The organism is Collinsella tanakaei, from assembly GCF_021531055.1.
GTDB classification, from domain to species: Bacteria; Actinomycetota; Coriobacteriia; order Coriobacteriales; family Coriobacteriaceae; genus Collinsella; species Collinsella tanakaei_B.
On the sequence record NZ_JADYTL010000002.1, the window covers coordinates 123,914 to 140,280 of the forward strand.

Annotated in this window: 22 protein-coding genes; 10 read left to right on the plus strand and 12 right to left on the minus strand. The window is 62.7% G+C overall.

What is annotated here, in order from left to right; genetic code table 11:
- Positions 1-48 precede the first annotated feature (48 nt).
- Both I6E04_RS02675 and I6E04_RS02680 read left to right on the plus strand, forming a co-directional pair.
- Positions 49-1,038, plus strand: coding sequence for a helix-turn-helix domain-containing protein (locus I6E04_RS02675; RefSeq protein WP_235421627.1), 990 nt, complete (start codon positions 49-51; stop codon positions 1,036-1,038).
- Positions 1,039-1,206: 168 nt separating this feature from the next.
- Positions 1,207-2,166, plus strand: coding sequence for a Fic family protein (locus tag I6E04_RS02680; protein WP_235421628.1), 960 nt, complete (start codon positions 1,207-1,209; stop codon positions 2,164-2,166).
- A gap of 249 nt (positions 2,167-2,415) precedes the next feature.
- On the opposite strand, the gene I6E04_RS02685 is transcribed toward I6E04_RS02680, so the two are convergent.
- The 7 genes from I6E04_RS02685 to I6E04_RS02715 form a co-directional block, all read right to left on the minus strand.
- Complete coding sequence (locus I6E04_RS02685) at positions 2,416-2,808, minus strand: MmcQ/YjbR family DNA-binding protein (RefSeq protein ID WP_235421629.1); 393 nt, start codon at positions 2,806-2,808, stop codon at positions 2,416-2,418.
- A 66-nt stretch (positions 2,809-2,874) separates the two neighbouring features.
- Positions 2,875-3,408, minus strand: coding sequence for a GNAT family N-acetyltransferase (locus I6E04_RS02690; RefSeq protein WP_235421630.1), 534 nt, complete (start codon positions 3,406-3,408; stop codon positions 2,875-2,877).
- A 190-nt stretch (positions 3,409-3,598) separates the two neighbouring features.
- On the minus strand, positions 3,599-4,132 hold the full coding sequence (locus I6E04_RS02695) for a methylated-DNA--[protein]-cysteine S-methyltransferase (RefSeq protein WP_235421631.1): 534 nt from the start codon (positions 4,130-4,132) through the stop codon (positions 3,599-3,601).
- A 2-nt stretch (positions 4,133-4,134) separates the two neighbouring features.
- Positions 4,135-4,494 (minus strand): antibiotic biosynthesis monooxygenase family protein, encoded by a 360-nt coding sequence (locus I6E04_RS02700; RefSeq protein WP_235421632.1) that lies wholly within the window; start codon positions 4,492-4,494, stop codon positions 4,135-4,137.
- Positions 4,495-4,549: 55 nt separating this feature from the next.
- Positions 4,550-4,879, minus strand: coding sequence for a nucleotidyltransferase family protein (locus I6E04_RS02705; protein ID WP_235421633.1), 330 nt, complete (start codon positions 4,877-4,879; stop codon positions 4,550-4,552).
- Between the two features lie 116 nt (positions 4,880-4,995).
- Entirely contained in the window at positions 4,996-5,289 is a 294-nt protein-coding gene (locus I6E04_RS02710; RefSeq protein WP_235421634.1) for a hypothetical protein, read from the minus strand.
- Positions 5,268-5,822 (minus strand): helix-turn-helix transcriptional regulator, encoded by a 555-nt coding sequence (locus I6E04_RS02715; protein WP_235421813.1) that lies wholly within the window; start codon positions 5,820-5,822, stop codon positions 5,268-5,270. Before I6E04_RS02715 ends, I6E04_RS02710 begins: the two co-directional genes overlap by 22 nt.
- 253 nt (positions 5,823-6,075) lie before the next feature.
- Here I6E04_RS02715 and I6E04_RS02720 point away from each other — a divergent pair, with 253 nt between their 5' ends.
- Genes I6E04_RS02720 through I6E04_RS02730 form a run of 3 tightly spaced genes read left to right on the plus strand, consistent with a single transcriptional unit; the run spans position 6,076 to position 7,574 of the window.
- Positions 6,076-6,288 (plus strand): type II toxin-antitoxin system Y4mF family antitoxin, encoded by a 213-nt coding sequence (locus I6E04_RS02720; protein WP_235421635.1) that lies wholly within the window; start codon positions 6,076-6,078, stop codon positions 6,286-6,288.
- Positions 6,288-6,545 (plus strand): HipA N-terminal domain-containing protein, encoded by a 258-nt coding sequence (locus I6E04_RS02725; RefSeq protein WP_235421636.1) that lies wholly within the window; start codon positions 6,288-6,290, stop codon positions 6,543-6,545. Before I6E04_RS02720 ends, I6E04_RS02725 begins: the two co-directional genes overlap by 1 nt.
- Positions 6,546-7,574: a HipA domain-containing protein gene (locus I6E04_RS02730; RefSeq protein ID WP_235421637.1), complete on the plus strand. Its 1,029-nt coding sequence runs from the start codon at positions 6,546-6,548 to the stop codon at positions 7,572-7,574.
- Positions 7,575-7,592: 18 nt separating this feature from the next.
- On the opposite strand, the gene I6E04_RS02735 is transcribed toward I6E04_RS02730, so the two are convergent.
- From I6E04_RS02735 to I6E04_RS02745, 3 genes are all read right to left on the minus strand, one after another.
- On the minus strand, positions 7,593-8,942 hold the full coding sequence (locus tag I6E04_RS02735) for an FtsX-like permease family protein (RefSeq protein WP_235421638.1): 1,350 nt from the start codon (positions 8,940-8,942) through the stop codon (positions 7,593-7,595).
- 222 nt (positions 8,943-9,164) lie between these two features.
- Positions 9,165-10,028, minus strand: coding sequence for an AraC family transcriptional regulator (locus I6E04_RS02740; protein ID WP_235421639.1), 864 nt, complete (start codon positions 10,026-10,028; stop codon positions 9,165-9,167).
- Between the two features lie 124 nt (positions 10,029-10,152).
- The gene (locus tag I6E04_RS02745; protein WP_268830312.1) at positions 10,153-11,034 is read right to left on the minus strand and encodes a DMT family transporter; all 882 of its coding nucleotides are present in this window, start codon (positions 11,032-11,034) and stop codon (positions 10,153-10,155) included.
- Positions 11,035-11,175: 141 nt separating this feature from the next.
- Here I6E04_RS02745 and I6E04_RS02750 point away from each other — a divergent pair, with 141 nt between their 5' ends.
- The gene (locus tag I6E04_RS02750; protein ID WP_235421641.1) at positions 11,176-11,739 is read left to right on the plus strand and encodes a TetR/AcrR family transcriptional regulator; all 564 of its coding nucleotides are present in this window, start codon (positions 11,176-11,178) and stop codon (positions 11,737-11,739) included.
- A 100-nt stretch (positions 11,740-11,839) separates the two neighbouring features.
- On the plus strand, positions 11,840-12,163 hold the full coding sequence (locus I6E04_RS02755) for a DMT family transporter (protein WP_235421642.1): 324 nt from the start codon (positions 11,840-11,842) through the stop codon (positions 12,161-12,163).
- An 82-nt stretch (positions 12,164-12,245) separates the two neighbouring features.
- Here the strand turns inward: I6E04_RS02755 and I6E04_RS02760 are convergent, their stop codons facing one another.
- Positions 12,246-13,934 carry a PH domain-containing protein gene (locus I6E04_RS02760; RefSeq protein ID WP_235421643.1) on the minus strand — a complete coding sequence of 563 codons (1,689 nt, stop codon included), beginning with the start codon at positions 13,932-13,934 and terminating at the stop codon, positions 12,246-12,248.
- On the minus strand, positions 13,931-14,410 hold the full coding sequence (locus tag I6E04_RS02765) for a PH domain-containing protein (protein ID WP_235421644.1): 480 nt from the start codon (positions 14,408-14,410) through the stop codon (positions 13,931-13,933). Before I6E04_RS02765 ends, I6E04_RS02760 begins: the two co-directional genes overlap by 4 nt.
- A 207-nt stretch (positions 14,411-14,617) precedes the next feature.
- Here I6E04_RS02765 and I6E04_RS02770 point away from each other — a divergent pair, with 207 nt between their 5' ends.
- The 3 genes from I6E04_RS02770 (at position 14,618) to I6E04_RS02780 (ending at position 16,250) form a co-directional block, all read left to right on the plus strand.
- Positions 14,618-15,106: a prolyl-tRNA synthetase associated domain-containing protein gene (locus I6E04_RS02770; RefSeq protein ID WP_235421645.1), complete on the plus strand. Its 489-nt coding sequence runs from the start codon at positions 14,618-14,620 to the stop codon at positions 15,104-15,106.
- Between the two features lie 126 nt (positions 15,107-15,232).
- Positions 15,233-15,652: a hypothetical protein gene (locus I6E04_RS02775; RefSeq protein WP_235421646.1), complete on the plus strand. Its 420-nt coding sequence runs from the start codon at positions 15,233-15,235 to the stop codon at positions 15,650-15,652.
- 178 nt (positions 15,653-15,830) lie between these two features.
- Positions 15,831-16,250 carry a helix-turn-helix domain-containing protein gene (locus tag I6E04_RS02780; protein ID WP_235421647.1) on the plus strand — a complete coding sequence of 140 codons (420 nt, stop codon included), beginning with the start codon at positions 15,831-15,833 and terminating at the stop codon, positions 16,248-16,250.
- Positions 16,251-16,367 lie beyond the last annotated feature (117 nt).

Sequence of the window (16,367 nt, forward strand, 5' to 3'; positions counted from 1 at the left end):
TTAACTGCAATGAGACGAACTCGCAAAAGGGGTGGACGTTTCCTCAAGATGATCGGCGTGAAGGACATGCCCCGTGAGCTCATCGCGCTCTTCGAACCGCAAGCGGAGCAACTTGGCATACAGCTCGAACAACATGGCGGCATCTGGACGGGAGCCGCCACAGGCGGTGCCGCGCGCGGGACGATGTGGCTCCACGCGCCCTCACCGTACTGCCTCGTGCTCAGCCACGACGTCACGCCATGCAACGACATGCCCCTGTTCGAAGGGTCGTTAGGGCCCTACGCCTGCGTCTGCATGCTGGGCGAGGACGCGCTCGCCTGCTCGAAGGACTGCGGCCTTGCCATCAGGCCCATCGGACGCGCGCTCCACGGTTGTCACACGCTGACCGAGCTTGCCACGTTCGTCGAGCTCGAGCCCCGCTCGCTATCAAGCAGCTTGGTTGCGGGGCATACGTATCGCTCGCAATCCATTATCATGCTGCCCGAATTCTTCGACGAGCTGGACCGGCGCTACCCCGGGGAGTACCGGGGGCTCTTCCCCCTGTTCGACGGGGCATGGGGTGCAGCCGCCGAGCGCGCCATCAGACGCGCCCTCGCCGACATACCCGCACGCCCTCCCCTTCATCCCGGCGGCGAACTGGGACTCCTGTCGACCGTCACCGCCCTGATTTCCTCGCTTTCGGCGGACCGCCCCCCTGCTGCTGCCGAACCCGAAACGGAAGCGCTCGCGCTGCGCGCACAGGAACTCATTTCCGAGGCAATCGAAGCAGGCAATGCGCCGCCATCCATCGATAGCGTGGCGAAGAGACTGTATGTAAGCCGCTCCCGACTCTGCGAGACGTTCCGGCACGTGACCGGGCAGAGCATGGGTTCATACGGTCGGCAGCTAAGGCTGGAGCGCGCTTGCCGTCTCCTCGAGGACGAACGTCTCACTATCGGTGAGGTCGCAGGGCTTCTCGGCTACCCGACTCCATCCGCGTTCTGCCACGCATTCTCGAGCGCCATGGGGACATCTCCGCAAAAGTGGAGAGAGTCCTGAGTGTCGTCGAGCAGAAAGCGCCCACGCCCTTCCTCATCTGAATGACAGACGCACTTGAGCGTTTCTGAATACATGAGCGCCATCATCTGTAATGGCACAGCAGCTTCACCCAGCTCAAATCGTTTTACCGCCATTGGCGGTATAATAGTGGCGGTAAAAGGAGGAAGCATGGCCTATACGCCACCCTTTGAGCTAACAACTGAAATCAGCAACCTTTGCCTTGAAATCGCTGAACTTGTTGGGGCGCTCCATCCGAACTCTGAGCTCAGCACCAACCCGACGCTGCATCGGAAGCTTCGAATTCGCACCATCCGCTCGTCGCTCATGATCGAAGGAAACACGCTCTCAGAGGAAGCAGTGACCGCCATCATGGACGGTAGGCGTGCGCTCGGTCCCGCCAAGGACATCCTCGAGGTCGAAAACGCCCAGCGCGCCTACGCTTTGGCACCCACACTCGACCCCTACCGTGTGGACGACCTGCTTCATGCGCATCGCATCATGATGGAAGGGCTTGTCGAGGGCGCCGGGTGCTTCCGCGCAAATAACGTCGGCGTTTTCGATGGGGACGATCTTATCCACGCGGGGACACCGGCGAGCTATGTTCCCAACGTCATCGCCGACCTCTTCGAATGGCTCTCCTCAACCGACCTCCATCCGCTACTCTCCTCCTGTATCTTTCATTACGAATTCGAGTTCATACACCCGTTCGCCGACGGAAACGGCAGAACGGGCAGGTTGTGGCACACGATGCTTCTGGCCCGGTGGCGACCCGTACTCGCATGGCTGCCCATCGAAAGCGTCATCCGAGAACGTCAGCAAGGTTACTACGCAGCGCTCTCCCAATCGAACCGCGACGGTTCATCGGAGGCGTTCGTGTTGTTCATGCTGGATATTATCCGTGACACGCTGCTTCCCTTCGCACATCCGGGCGGAAAAGCGGATATACAGAGACGACAGGCGCTCTCTTTCTTCGCAGAAAACTCGACGGGAACGGTCTCCGAACTGGCAGAGGCACTCGGTTGCTCCAAGCGCTCAGCCGAGCGCATCGTGGCAAAACTGCGTAAAGACGGCCTGCTTGAACGCGAGGGCGGCGCGCGTGGCGGCAAGTGGATCGTCTTAAAGGATTAAGACGGGCGCCTCTTCAGGCGGTTCTTCAAAACTAGCGACTCTCTTATGGGCGCCTCATCCCTCGACCGCATCCGCGCCATTCCTATCGAGGATTGCATCGACGAGACCGCCCCGAAGTGGTGAGCATGTGGCGTAGCCTATTTCGTCGATGCCACCCCCATCACTGTTGATGGCAAGCAATTCCAAGACACCGTCAAGGTCGTTCGCATGTGGACGCTTTACAAGGGCATCCGGTAGGGGCACCGTTCCTCATGCTGGCAGCCCGCTAGCAACCTCCCGCCGCACGCGCTTGGGCAGCTTGGCGAAGACCAGCTCGTAGCTCATATCGCAGAGGTCGAGCACCAGATCTTCCGGCAGATCGGCATCAAGATCGACCGAAATCCACGTGCGCCCGTCGGAATAGTAGCCGGGAAGCACCGCCTCTGGATACTCGGCGCGCAGCTCGCAAATGCGGTCGGGATCGCACTTGAGCGACAGCAGACGGCGCCCCGCGTAGGGCGGCTTCGCATCGGGCGAGGCGGTGAACTCGCAGGCGAACTGCCTGCCGCCCACCCAGTACACCATCCAGCCCCACTTCTCGTGGAAGGCCTTGGTTGCGCCGGGGCGCGAGAGCAGGCGGGCATCTATGCGCGAGAGATCCATAGCGCGTCTCCTTCGGCTGGACTCACGCCCCGATTATACCGGGCGTGCCGCCGGCCCCGACGTACCCTATGGGATATGAAGGCGGTCGGAGCTCGGACGAAGGGCTCCCCCTTGGGCGCTCTCGTCACGCCCGCCGAGCGGGAGCGTCATCACGGCCTCCCCGTCGTCGCCAGAGACCTCTTGAAAGCCAAGTCGCTCGTAGAGGCGCGCGGCGGGGTTGGAGCGCTGCACCGAGAGCGACAGCGCGGGGTAGCCGAGCTCTGAGCACCGCTCGATGAGGGAGGAGAGCAGGGCGGTCCCCACCCCGCGGCCGCGATGGCCCGATAGGACGGAGACGGCGAGCTCCGGCACGCCGTCCCCCGCGAAGCCGTAGCCGCGCATGAGGCGCGCCCAGGCCGCTCCCACGACCTCGCCGCCCTCCTCGGCGCAGACGGCAACGTCGCCGGTTCGACCGAAACCCTCGACGTAGGCGCGCAGCGCCGGGTCCGCGGTCACGGAGCGCGGCGGGCGCGGCTCGCCCGGCTCGGTGTGGATCGCCTGGTACAGGAACTCTTCCAGCAGCCCGTACTCACCGGGCAGCATCTCCCTGATTCTCGACATACCTGTCCTCCCATCCGATAGCGAAAGCGTTAGGCGTCATCGGCTAGAGATCCGTCGTCATGCGCGCCTCCTCAAGAAAGGGCGGCTGCTTCGCCTGGATTGGACGCGGACATTAGCTCGTCTCGCTACCTGCCAGCTGCTTATCTCGACACCTTTTGAGCGCTTCGGCGAGAGCAGGAGTTTCCCTGGTTTATAAGGCGGTTCCTTTTTTTGGCATGAAAAAGGATTCCATATCCGCCTTTTCCAGCTGCAGCAGTTTTATCTTTTTATCTATTCCCCCCGCGTAACCTGTTAGGCTGCCATTTGTGCCTACGACACGATGGCACGGAACAATGATTGAAATTTCATTGTGACCTACCGCGCCGCCCACGGCCTGTGCTGACATACGCGATACCCCTCTCTTAGCGGCGATCTGCTTTGCAATCTCCCCGTATGTCATCGTCTGGCCGTACGGAATGGTACAGAGGATCTCCCATACCTCATTTTGAAAGTCTGTGCCTGTGAAATGTAGCGGTACGGTAAAGTCCGGCTCTTTTCCCGAAAAGTAAATGTCCAGCCACTGTTTTCCTTTTTCAAAAAGGGGAATTTCCTTTTCCTCGTGTTCTTTATCCAGATGAAGCGCGAAGTATTTCTGTCCCTCGAACCATAATCCGGTTAAGCCGATGTCATCTGCGGCTAAAAGAATATCGCCAATGGGGGAACAATAATGGCTGGTGTACTGCATTATCAACCCTCTATTTTAAAATACTGATTAGAGTCCTGCGGCGCCTGCGCTCGCTCCGTGTCCGTGTAGGAACGGATTTCCGAGCAGACGGTAATTTTATAGCTTTCAAACAGTTTTTCCCGCCCCTCTTTCTGGCTCATACGGTGCTGCATGACGTTCCGCCAGCGCTCTACGGCTGCCTCGTCCGTCCACACATTCATGGACAACAGCTTGCCGTCCTCGTTCAGACTGGAAAACCGTTCTGCCCGGATAAAGCCCTCAAATCCGGCAAGCATTGGTTTCAACATAGCCGCAAGGTCAAGGTATTTCTTCATTCCGGCCTTTGTAGGCTTCACCTCAAACAAAACAACAATATTCGCCATTTCTTACTTCCTCCTGTTCTTTTTCGGTGCATAGTCTTTCATGCCGGGGATTGCTCTACAACATGCGCGCGATGGTTCTTAGATCACGCTCAGCCCGCTTCATACAAGAGCACCTCTCGTCCTTGATAGCGTCATGGAAGCTTGGTCGCATCTGATGCGGCTTTACGCTCACGACATCGACATCGCATCCGAGCTGTCGCTGCAACGCCAACTGAATTTCGTACAGTGCCCCATAGGTCATCCCGCTTCCGCAGAGAAGGCGCACATCGGCATCGCTATCAGGAATCTGGCCCCGTACGTAGGAGTCGAAGACATACGCCTCTTTGACGTCAAAATCTTTCAGGAGGTTCGAAAAAGCCGCTTGGATGGCATCGCGAGTTGTCATCGACCCCCTTCCTAGCAGCATTGTACCCGCGCGCCCCGCTCGGCACCCGGCAACAGTTTTACAGCAACACTGCCCAAACGACTAGACAAGCGCTTGGGCGCGAAGCAGCGAGGCGCCTACCCGCGGCGTTTCCCCCGACCGATCACCCAGAACGCGAGGAACGAGATCGCAACACCCACGACGGCGATCCATCTGCGCAGCGTGACGGGGCTGCCCATCGTGGCGCTAAGGATGACAACGCCCGCGACCCAGAGCGCCGGCAGGACAGCCGCCGTCCACATCGAGCGCGTGTACCGACCCAGCATCTGCGCCGCCGCCAAAGCAGCAGCGCCGCCGACAGCTGCCGCAAGCCCGGTGAAATCCTGCACGTCTATCAGTAAGCCGCCTATCACCAGCACGCCAATACCCACGGTGAGCCCCACGAAGACCTGGAGCACCAGTCGCATGGCGTTGGCGGAGGCGCTCTCCCGCGCCGCCTCCACGGGGTCGCCTGACGCCGCGCCCAAAAGCTCTGCCGCGCTCTTGGCCTCCCGGTTCCCCCACCACGCCGCGCGACGAGGGTGACCACCGAAGACGCCAGCACCAGCACCGCTAGCAACAAGCGCAGCGCCGAATCCAGGTAGTCTCTCCCTGCCGTCGCCATAAAGGCGAGCACGGCGATGACGGTGACCTCGACCGCTCCCAGCGCTATCGCAAAGGCCTTCCTCTGCTGCTCGCCCTTCTCCACCATCTCGCGCATCCCGTCCACGTCCCCTCTCACCAGCTCGTCGATCGTGGTGCCGAAGAGGTTCGCGAGCAGGAGCATGCTCTGGACGTCGGGCAGGGTCCTGCCAGTCTCCCAGCGGCTCACCGTGACGCGGCTCACGTAGAGCCTCCGCGCGAGCTCCCCCTGGGAGAGGCCGAGCGCCCGTCTGCGCTCCCCGATCTGGTTACCGACGTCCATACACACCCGTCCGATCCTCAGCGATCTATCCGACGCCTCAGACGTAGACGAATGGCGCCCAAGATGCAGCAAAAAGTGCTTTACAGGACTGTTGAACTGGGGTTTCTCAGAATGCCAGCAGTCGCTCCCCTCCGACGGCCCGGTTGGCCTCGCCCATCGGGCAGATCGATTCCGCATAAATATGCGTACGCATACATTCTGGCCCGATAGCTGGTTGCTTTATGCGTACGCATAATCGTCGAAGGAGGGAGCCATGCGCGTCACCACCATGGCGGAACTCGGCGTCCTCATCCGAGAGGAGCGGCTGCGCCAAAAGCTCACGCAGATCGACCTTGCGGGAATCTCGGGCGTCGGCATCACCTTTATATCTCAGCTTGAAAACGGTAAAGAGACCGCTGAGATGGGCCGCGTGATCAGGGTCCTCACCATGCTCGGCATCGACCTTTATGCGGAACGGAGGAGCTGATGGCCGACATCGTCGTAGCACGGCTCTCATACGACACGCCGCGCATCGTGGGCACCTTGTACGAAAACGGAACCTCATTCACCTATAGCAAACACTACCTTTCCCAACGAGATGCCGTCCCGCTCTCACTTTCCCTCCCCTTGCGCGACGATCCCTTCGATGTATCGGAGCTGCGCCTCTATTTCGAGGGCCTTGTCGCAGAAGGCATGGCGCGCCGTGCACTTGCGGAAACGCTGCAGGTAGCCGAAGAGGACTAGGTGGCGATACTCGCTCACTGCGGACGGGAATGCATCGGAGACGTTCTCGTCTGGTACACGGACGATGAGCCCGCACCCACCGAACTTGGCTACAGCCCACTTGCGCTAGACGAGCTGGCAGGCATCGTACGGGGGCTACCCGAGTCCTCCGCGGAAAACGCCTCCTCCCGGCTCTCCCTCGCGGGCACTCAGAACAAAATCGGACTCGCCCATAATCCAAATCTGGATTTCGAACACGGCTGGCTCCGACCCAAAGGCCTTGCCGCGACCACCCACCTCCTCAAAACAAGCTATCTGCGCGATCTTTCGGAAATCGAATATCTCTGCATGAGCGCAGCAGCCGGGTGCGGCATCGCTGTCGCGAGAACGCATCTTCTCGCCCTGCCCACGCCGACGCTCGCCGTGGAGAGATTCGACCGAAACGCCAACGTGGTCGGCGGCGTCCTGCGAGTGGAGCGCCGGCACCAAGAGGACCTGGCCCAAGCGCTCTCGCTGACCCCTGGATCGAAGTACGCCGAACTCCCCGGTGGCAGCGCTGCCTCCATCGCGCGGCTCATCAGATCGAAAAGCGTGCGCCCCGCACGTGACCTTGCGCAATTCGCGCGCACCCTTCTCTTCTGCTATGCGATAGGAAACTGCGACGCACACCTCAAGAACTACTCCATCATCCTTGAGGCGTCCAAGCGCGACGGAGAGCCCCTCATCGCGCTCACGCCGGTATATGACCTCGTCTCCACCACGCGCTACCCTCGATTCTCGCGCGAGCTCGCTATGGCAATCGGTGGCGTGCGCGCCATCGATGACGTCGACCCCGCCGCACTGACAAATCTCGCGAACGATTTGGGCATCACCAAAGCCGCGTTGCAGAAAATCGCACGCGACATCCTCGACAACGCGGCCGGCGCAATCGGCGCCGCGGGAGATGGTGCGTATGGTCCCGTGTTCGACTCCACGCCCTATGTCGCAGATGACCTTGTTGAGGAGATGGGCCCGCGTCTCGAGGTACTCGACACGTTTTGCATCGGATAGGCCACCCGGGAACGCGCCCTACACCTCTGCCTGGCAGACCCGCATGCACAGCAGGCAGTAGACGACCAAGACGCAGAGCGTAAAGGCCAGGGTGCCTCCGGCCAGGGGCAGGAAACCCTCCGCCCCGGTCATGACCGAGAGCACGCCGATAAGAACGAAGCCGAAGATGCAGTGCGCGCATGCGATCGCCGTCGGCAGCGCGAAGCTCGCTCCCACCTGGACGCGCACCGAGGCGCGGCGCATGCCCTCCGGCGCCCCGAGCACCGCGAGTGTCCGGTACGAGCACCCGGCCTCGGATGCCTGGGCGAGCTGCTGCAGGGCGAGCACCGCGGCCGCGGCGACGAGAAACGCCGCGCCGTAGAACACGCAGGAGTAGGCGACGGGCAGCAGGGCCTGGGCGCTCTGCCCGAGAGAGCCGGCGCGCATGCCGACGCTGAACGCGAGCCCCGCGAGCGTCATGCACATCGACGCCGCCAGAAGCACGCACTCGGCCGCCATGGCCATGGCGCCGCTTTCGGTACGGGCCTCGAGCTGACGCACCGTGAACGGCGTGACGCCCGCCCAGTAGCGCTCGGGACGCCGCCGCAGCCGTTCGGGCACGGTTGCATACAGGACGCGGATGAGGAAGTAGGACCCGAACAGCGCGACGAAGCCCATGGGGATGATGAAGACGATGAAGTAGCCTGGTTGGAGCAGGCACACGCCCCATACGAGCGCGAGAAGGATCGCGGCGGCAATCTTCTGGACGCGAAGCGACCGGACGCCGGCGAGGCGCCGCTTTTCGGGAACCTTGTCGGCGTGGATCAGCTCGACGATGGGACGCTTGCACACGCCGCGCACCGACGCCACCGCCGCGATGGCGCTGATGACGATAAACGAGCAGGCGCACTGCGCTGCCGATGCGAACGAGAACACGAGGGCGGGGCGCCAGGGCGCCCCGAACACGAACGCCGCCACGAGCGAGAACACCGGCGAGAGCAGCCAGCCCAGAAAAAGCCCGCACGCGAGCGCGACCGTCCCGACGAGCGTACACTCGACGGCGAGCACGGCCGCCACTCCGCGAGGTTCGAGACCCACGATCAGGTAGAGCCCGAACTCCCGCTTGCGCCTGCGCAGCAAAAACGCGTTGGCGTAACCCAAAAGGAAGCAGAATATGACGTCGATGAACACGGCGAACGCCTGGAGCACTTCGCCCGCTTTCGCAAACGATGCGCGCTGGTCAAGCGTGAGGTCGAGGGCGAGCAGGTAGTCGGTCGAGGCTAGAAACGAATACAGCAGGCAGGAGGCGAACGCAAGCGTGGCGAAGTAGATCGAGAAATCGCGGACGCTGCGCCGAACATTGCCGCGGGCAAGCTTGATGGTGAGCATGGAACCCTTCCGTCGTACGGGGTGTTGCCACCATTTTCCGCGGCGGCCAAAGGGCGTGCCATCGATTCGGCTTACATGTGGCTTACGTCTGTGTAAGGTTGGTCCCCGTTGAAGCGACAAGATGGTGCCAGGTTCAATCTTGTCGACAAGATTGAACCTGGCACCATCTTGTCGCTTGGAATGCGCCGGCCACGCGTCCACCGAGAGGACGAACCCATGTCCTTACGTGTCCTTTCTTCGCACGGGCACCCAGATCTCGCTGTATGCCGTGCCGTCATCGCGCACGTCGCAGAACGAGAACATGCGGAAGCCGTCGAGTTCATAGGGCGCCTCGGCGAGCCACTCAGCGTAGACGCGCGCCGTCGCCTGCTGCATGGTCTTGGGATGCGGCCCGTCGTTGGGGAACACCGCCCAGGTGAGCGCCGGCACCTCCACGACGGAAAGCCCTTCTCCCGCCTCCGTCGCGGTGGTAAGCACGCCGATCAGGTGCGTGAGCGAGCCCGACTCCTCCTGGAAGTCGGTATCGGAGTTCCATGACGCGTTGACCACGCGGCGCGGCTCCAGATTCTGAAGGCGATGCAGCTCCTCGCGCTGCGCCGAGGTGATTCCGCGTGCAAGCTCTGCGATGGCGGGGTTCTCGCCCTCGAACCGCATGGGGACGCTGGCCATGACCCCGGCGAAGCGAAACGCGGGCATGTCGCAGATGCGGTATTCCATGAGGTTGCCTCCTTTGACGGCGATCTCGATATGCAGAGGAGAGCGCATGCGCGAACCCAAAACGGCCACATCCGAGGGTAGGACCCCACCCCAAGCGCGAAAAGCCCGCGAGAAGCCCTCGACGGACTCGTAGCCGTAGCGAAACGCCACCTCGGTGACGCTCGCGCCCGCCATGAGGCCGGACGCAGCCGCGGAAAGGCGTCGCTCCCGAATGTAGCGCGCCGGGCTCATCCCGCAGATGAGCAGGAACGCCGCGCGCAGCTGATCTGTGGAAACTCCAATTGCGCGAGCGACCTCATCGGCCGAAGGCGCATCGGTAAGGCTGCGCTCGATGTAGTCGATCGCCCACTGAAGATACGAATCCGGCACGCTCCACCTCCTCAGAGCCATTGTAGGGAACTGAATCCCCACTGCGCCCGATGAATCCCTCCACGTTTGGTCGGATAGACTCACCTCAAATGAGTTGGATGGAACACGTCCCCAACCAACCTCGTTATTTTTCTCGAGGGGCGACAAGCCACGTGCCGAGCAACATGAGCAAGAGCGCGAGAGCGAATGACGGCACAAGCGGCGTGCGGAACAACGCGAACGCCAGCGCGCTGCCGATAAACGGGTTCACCGCGTAGAACGCACTGGTGCGCGCTGCGCCCAGATCGCGCTGGGCTCGAACGTAACAGGCAATCGACAGCCCGTACGCGACAAAACCCAGCAGAAGCACGAGCACCGCGTCGATAAACACCGGCATCGCATCGCCCGCGCAAAGCGCCACGACGAGCGCTCCCGTGCCCGAACCCCAGCCCTTGATGATGACGATGTGAACGGGATCGCACCCCGACAATCTGTTCGTGCAGTTGTTCTCGATGCCCCAGCACACGCATGCCGCGAGCGTCAGGAGGGAGCCGACGGAGAACCCCCATGCATCCGCATCCCACGACAAAAGGACGCACGCCAGGGTAATGGCGCCGATGCCCGCCGCCGTGCGCGCCGCCACCCGCTCACCGAACGCCAGGCGGGCGATAAGGGCGGTCGCGACGATCTCGAAGTTGTTCAGCAGCGACACGCTTTCCGCCGATGAGCGGGAGAGGCCCGCCATGAGCAGCAAAGGGGCAGCGATGTCGAGCGCGACCATCGCCGCCGCATACGGGATATCGGCACGCTCAAGCGGTCTCCCACGCGCTGCCGCCTTATCACCTCGCATGGCACGCGCAAACGCCAACACCGTCATGCCGGCACCTGCCCCCAGATACAACAGCGCCGCCAGCATGTTCGGCGCGATATCCGCAAGCAGCACTTTGGAAAACGGCGTGCTCAGCGCATAGAGCACCGCGGCGGCGAGGGCGGCAGCAACGCTTCGTCCCGCGCGGCCAGCTCCCATATGCCACCCCCCTGTTTCCGAACAAACTGTTCTATAGTTACGATACCGTCCGATAGCGACGGCGCTGCGGGACACCTCGCCGTGGGTGTCCCGTACCGAACAATTCGCCCGATATGTACCGTATCGTCGTAAGGACCGCCTATGGATCGCAGATTCGACCGAACCGAACGTGCTATCGCGAAAGCCTTTACCGAGCTCCTTTGCACCTCGAGCTACGCATCGATCACCACCTCTGAGATCATCGAACGCGCAGGTATAGGACGAAGCACGTTCTATGCGCACCACCACGGCAAAGACGACGTCCTGCGCGCCGTCGTCCAATCGATCTGCGACCATGTCCTCTCGCCGGTCGGTCCGGAGTCCGGACACGACTTCAGCGGCCACCATACAAGCGAGGCGCTCATCGAGCACACGCTCCTCCACCTTCGCGAACGCGAATCGGGCATACGCGCCCTCGTCTTCAGCGATAGCGCCGACGTGCTCGCGCGCTGCCTGCGCGAGCAGCTCGTCGTGCATATCGAGGACATGCTCCCCCACGCGCTTTCAGGAAACGCGGGAAGGATGGATCGGACATTCGTGGTGAAGTTCCTGGCAGGCAGCTTCCTCGATACCGCCCTGCGGTGGGCGCGCGACGGATTCGCCGAGAGCCCGCTGCGCATCGCCGAGCAATACCTGCTGGCGGTGCGGCCGATGTTTCGGGAATGACAACAGCGAGGCATGCTAAGATGGCTTCGACCCAACGGGGTCTCTGACGAGGGCAGCCGTACCAGAATCGCAAAGACGGCGCACGATCTGGGAGGTTGCCATGGATTGGGTCATTCTTGTTGTGTCGGGTGCGATGGAAGCCGTGTGGGCCCAAGCGCTCGACCGCTCCGAGGGCTTCTCGCAGCCCGTCCCCACGGTCATATTCCTTATCGCGGTCGCGGCGAGCATGTTCGGACTCAGCCACGCCGCCCGCACGATCCCGCTGGGCACCGCCTACGCCGTCTGGGTCGCCATCGGGGCCGCACTCACGGTCGCGTGGAGCGTCCTTACGGGAGCCGAGCCGTTCTCGTGGGCAAAGCTCCTGCTCATCACGGGCCTCATTGCGTGCGTCATCGGCCTCAAGCTGGTCGGCGAGGCGTACTGAAACGACGGGAATGGGTTGAACGGAACACGTCCCCAACCAACCCATTTGAACGGAACACGTCCCCAACCAACCCCTTTGTCGGTTACCCGCGCGGACGATACCAGGTGAGAAGCTCGTCCGCAGCGTCGGCGGGCAGGTCGCGCAGAGAGAGACCGCCGGCTTCACTTGCCGCGGTGCGCGCGGAGAGCGTCGCCACGCCGGAGCGGCGCTGGAAGGGATTGGCGCGAACCTCCATGTGCTGCAGACGGGTGCGCGGGGCAATCACGGTGAGCCGCGTGAGCCCGCCGGTGACGAGCACCAGCTCGCGAGCGGTATGCCCGTAGCGTGCCGCACCCCAGGCGCGCAGCGCATCGAACACAAGGCCCGCAAGCAACGCCACGCTCAGCAGCACCGCTGCCACGAGCAATGGCTCCAGCAGCCACTCCACACTCGCAAGCAGTTCGGAGAGACCGAACAGCCAGTGCACACCGAAAAAGATCGCCGTCGCGAACGGCCACCAAATCGCGGCGCGCACCACGGCGCGGCGGCGCGCGACGGGTCCCAAGCGCTCCAGCTTCACGCCGTCCAGCACGCCCGCATACTCCGGAAGCACCTGGGCAAGAAACGCATCGATCTCGTCCATGCGGATGAACGGATGCAGAAGCGCGGCGCCGGCGGGCTCGCCATCCGTCTCCCCCGGAGTGGAGACCACCTGCGCCGAGACCTCGGCATACCCGATGAGCTGGCGGATGATGCCCTGCCGCACCACCACGTACTGCACGCGCCCCGTCGCGAGCGCGCGCGACGAGCGGGAGAGCAAGCCGTGCTCCACCACAACGCGGTCGGCATAGCGCTCGACGCGATACCCCGCGTACCGCACGAGGTTGGCAGCAAACGAGACGGCTGCGCCCAAAAGCAGCGCGATGGCGAGAAACGCCAGGACCACGGGCACAACCACCGGGGCGATGCCCGCCACGAGCTCGTTGCCCCTGCCGACGACATCGAGCAGCCCCCACTCGATCAGCTGGTTGGCCCCGTTGACGAGAAGGACCACGAGCGCGACGGCCTGACCGCCCGCGCTCATCTGGGACGCCGCGGCAAGCGCGAGCTCGCGGCCCGTAAGCGAGAAGGTAGCGAGCGGGCGCTCCGGGGCGGTAGCGCTCTCGGTCGCAGCCTCCTTTTCGCCCTCCCCGCCTTGATCGGCGGCGGCGCGCTTACGGCGGAAGAGCTCCGCACGCAGGGCATCGGCCTCCCCCGCGCGAAGACCGGAGATCTTGGAGGCATCGCCCTCCGAGGCGGCAGCGCCCGTGTCGAGGTCGAGGGACATAAGGCCGAAAACGCGGTCGACTAGCGACGAGTTCATCGAGACCGTGTGGATATGCTCGTAGGGAATCGTAAGGCTGTGCCGATTGAGGATACCCCGGCACAGGCGAACGCCCTCCGCTGTGAGCTCCCACGTTCTCGCGCGCCAGATGACAAAACTCACCAGCAGGCACACCACGAAGATGCCCGCAGCGGCCAAGACAAGTTTGAGAAGGACGGAGAGGTCTCCGGCGAAGAAGTCGCCTGCCAGACCGAACGCCGCGAGCATGACCAGGCCGGATGCCATCTTGAACGCCTCAACAGGCACCGAGAGCGGATTGGCGCGATGCACGCCGAGAAGCGCCTCCGGAGTGGCGTCGGCTTCTTCGAAGAGCGAGCGCTCCGGAACGGCAAGCTGCTCAAGCTCCCTCTCCAAGCTATCGACGTCAACACCCGGCGAGCACGGCGCATCCTTCTTGTCCACGCTCACACGTCCTCCTTGGCGAGACGCGCGAGCTCGGCCACGCGGTCGCGCAGCTCGTTGGCGTCTGTCTCCGCAAGGCCGGGGATCTCGAAGCTCTCGCCGGCGGTGGAGATGGTCACCGTGGCCAGGCCGTGCGCACGAAGGATGGGACCCTGCTTGGTCTGCACGTGCTGGACACGCACGAGGGGCACGAGCACGCGCTTCTTGGTGAAGACACCGTGGTAGAGGTCCACGTCGGTGGGCGTGACGTCGTAGCGCCAGGTGGCCATCTCCACGCGCGGCGAAATCAACAGGTCGCCCACGCAGATCAGCTCGACGATGCCGGCCACTAGGTAGACCCAGAATACGTCACCGCCCAGATGGCGTACGATGAACCAGGCGGCAACCGCCAGCACGGCGACCACGGCGATACCGATGATGTCGGAGATGCACCACACGCGCAGCATGCGCGGATCGAGGCGGTGTGACGGCAAGCTGTTCACAAGACTCCTTCGGTCGTATGGATGGAACCATTCTCGCACACACTGCCGCACAGACCAACGGATGGGATGTCCGCCCCCCAGCGCCTCCGACGGTCGATTGTCCGGAACGCATGCGGCGCATCAACGTACAATAACCCCAGAGGTTTTCGACATGCTGGACGGGTTGAACGGAGCACGTCCCCAACCAACCCTTAGAGGGGAGGCGCCATGTACGGAAAAGCGGAGACGCTGCAGTTGCTCGATCGAGAAGACATCGGCTACGAGTTCTACGAGCACGCCGCGGTCTTCACCGTGGCGGATGCCATTGCCGCGGATATCCCCCACAGCGAGTTCGGCGCCAAGAACCTGTTCCTACGTGATGATAAGCACCGCGCGTACTACCTCGTCGTCTTACCGGATCAGAAAGGCGTTTCCCTCCGCGAAATCCAAGAGCGCCTGAGATCACGGCGCCTCTCGTTTGCGAGCGACCGAGACCTGGCAACGATGCTCGGCCTCATCCCCGGGTCGGTCACGCCGCTCGGCGTACTCAACGATGTCGAACACCGCGTGGAAGTCATCATCGATCGGGAGCTCGTCAACACTGGACGCGTGGCCGTGCACCCCTGCGATAACACCGCAACGGTTCTTCTTGCCACGAGTGATCTCATCAAGCTGCTGCGGCGGCACGGCTCCACGGTGCGCGTGGTAGCCCTGTAGCCGCTCGGTCTACTATCCCAGGAGTTTCGGCTAAAGCCTCTGGCATCGTGAATAAACGCCAGACGCTTTTTCACATGCTTGAACGGGGTATCCTCCAACTAAGCACGCTTTTAGGAGGTGGCCACGATGAAGATGGGGATGTGGATTGAACGCGCCGGTCGGGCACTGTCGATCGCGATTGTTATCTATCTGCTTCTTTGGCTGGCATGCATCCTCTGGTTCTGGTTGGGCATGCCGTTTTCCGGCGGTGGGATCTTCGCCTACACGCTGCTCGTATACTACATCACGCTGCCCGCAGCCTCCGCCGTTGTCTGCTCGCTCGCGGGCTGGCGCACAGAGGCTGGAAAGGCACGCCTCCTCGCGCCGCTTGCCGGTGCATTGCTCTACGTTGCCGCTCTGTTGCTCACGTTCAGTTTATCTTCCGCCCTGGGTCTCGCAAACATAGCGCCCGTCGGTCTCGCGGCTTTCCTCGCGGGCCTTGCGCCCGGCATGATCGGCTTCGCTTGCGGGTGGGCACTGCGGCGATTCCGGGATAGCCGGCGCTGATGGCGACAAGTTAGTACCTGGTACCAACTTGTCGCCTGACAGCATCTTGTCGCACCATTTTGCCGCTCAACTGGGACTCTACTGGCGGTCGAGTACACTAAACCAGCTGTCGGTTGAGTGCGCTGCCCTCCCGTGAAACGATGGGCTCGCCACACACGCCACCAGGAAAGGACCGATCATGACCGCACAGAGCTTCGGCGCCACCATCGCAGCCCTTCGCAAGCAGAAGGGCATGACGCAGCTTGAACTCGCCCGCCAGATGGGCGTGACCGACAAAGCCGTCTCCAAGTGGGAACGGGATCTCTCGTTTCCGGACGTCGCCTCGCTGCCCAAGCTGGCGGAGGTGCTCGGCACCTCCGTCGACGAGCTGCTTGAGGTAAAGAGCGCCGCGCAGGAGGAGCCCGACGCCCCAACCACGAAGGTCCCCGCCCTCGTCGAGCTTGTGCTCAAAGCCGTCGCGCTCGCCATGGGCGTCGGCGTCACCGCCCTCACCATCATGGACGAGATCGAGCCACGCCACGCGTTCTGCCTGCTCGGCATCGGCCTTGCCTGTCTGGCGCTCGTTTTGCTGTCCCACACCGACGAGACGGACGAGTGACAAGCTTGCGCCACCTTGCCACGCACACGGTAAGTTTGCACCTGGCACCATCTTGTCATGACGCAATCTTGTCACCATCTTGTCAAAACGTTGACGAATTGTAGATTTCCGCTCCTT

Excerpts from the sequence above, each read along its gene's own strand:
- I6E04_RS02675 (WP_235421627.1), top strand. The coding sequence starts at position 49 with ATGATCGGCGTGAAGGACATGCCCCGTGAGCTCATCGCGCTCTTCGAA.
- I6E04_RS02680 (WP_235421628.1), top strand. The coding sequence starts at position 1,207 with ATGGCCTATACGCCACCCTTTGAGCTAACAACTGAAATCAGCAACCTT.
- I6E04_RS02685 (WP_235421629.1), bottom strand. The coding sequence starts at position 2,808 with ATGGATCTCTCGCGCATAGATGCCCGCCTGCTCTCGCGCCCCGGCGCA.
- I6E04_RS02690 (WP_235421630.1), bottom strand. The coding sequence starts at position 3,408 with ATGTCGAGAATCAGGGAGATGCTGCCCGGTGAGTACGGGCTGCTGGAA.
- I6E04_RS02695 (WP_235421631.1), bottom strand. The coding sequence starts at position 4,132 with ATGCAGTACACCAGCCATTATTGTTCCCCCATTGGCGATATTCTTTTA.
- I6E04_RS02700 (WP_235421632.1), bottom strand. The coding sequence starts at position 4,494 with ATGGCGAATATTGTTGTTTTGTTTGAGGTGAAGCCTACAAAGGCCGGA.
- I6E04_RS02705 (WP_235421633.1), bottom strand. The coding sequence starts at position 4,879 with ATGACAACTCGCGATGCCATCCAAGCGGCTTTTTCGAACCTCCTGAAA.
- I6E04_RS02715 (WP_235421813.1), bottom strand. The coding sequence starts at position 5,822 with ATGGACGTCGGTAACCAGATCGGGGAGCGCAGACGGGCGCTCGGCCTC.
- I6E04_RS02720 (WP_235421635.1), top strand. The coding sequence starts at position 6,076 with ATGCGCGTCACCACCATGGCGGAACTCGGCGTCCTCATCCGAGAGGAG.
- I6E04_RS02725 (WP_235421636.1), top strand. The coding sequence starts at position 6,288 with ATGGCCGACATCGTCGTAGCACGGCTCTCATACGACACGCCGCGCATC.
- I6E04_RS02735 (WP_235421638.1), bottom strand. The coding sequence starts at position 8,942 with ATGCTCACCATCAAGCTTGCCCGCGGCAATGTTCGGCGCAGCGTCCGC.
- I6E04_RS02745 (WP_268830312.1), bottom strand. The coding sequence starts at position 11,034 with ATGGGAGCTGGCCGCGCGGGACGAAGCGTTGCTGCCGCCCTCGCCGCC.
- I6E04_RS02750 (WP_235421641.1), top strand. The coding sequence starts at position 11,176 with ATGGATCGCAGATTCGACCGAACCGAACGTGCTATCGCGAAAGCCTTT.
- I6E04_RS02755 (WP_235421642.1), top strand. The coding sequence starts at position 11,840 with ATGGATTGGGTCATTCTTGTTGTGTCGGGTGCGATGGAAGCCGTGTGG.
- I6E04_RS02770 (WP_235421645.1), top strand. The coding sequence starts at position 14,618 with ATGTACGGAAAAGCGGAGACGCTGCAGTTGCTCGATCGAGAAGACATC.
- I6E04_RS02775 (WP_235421646.1), top strand. The coding sequence starts at position 15,233 with ATGAAGATGGGGATGTGGATTGAACGCGCCGGTCGGGCACTGTCGATC.
- I6E04_RS02780 (WP_235421647.1), top strand. The coding sequence starts at position 15,831 with ATGACCGCACAGAGCTTCGGCGCCACCATCGCAGCCCTTCGCAAGCAG.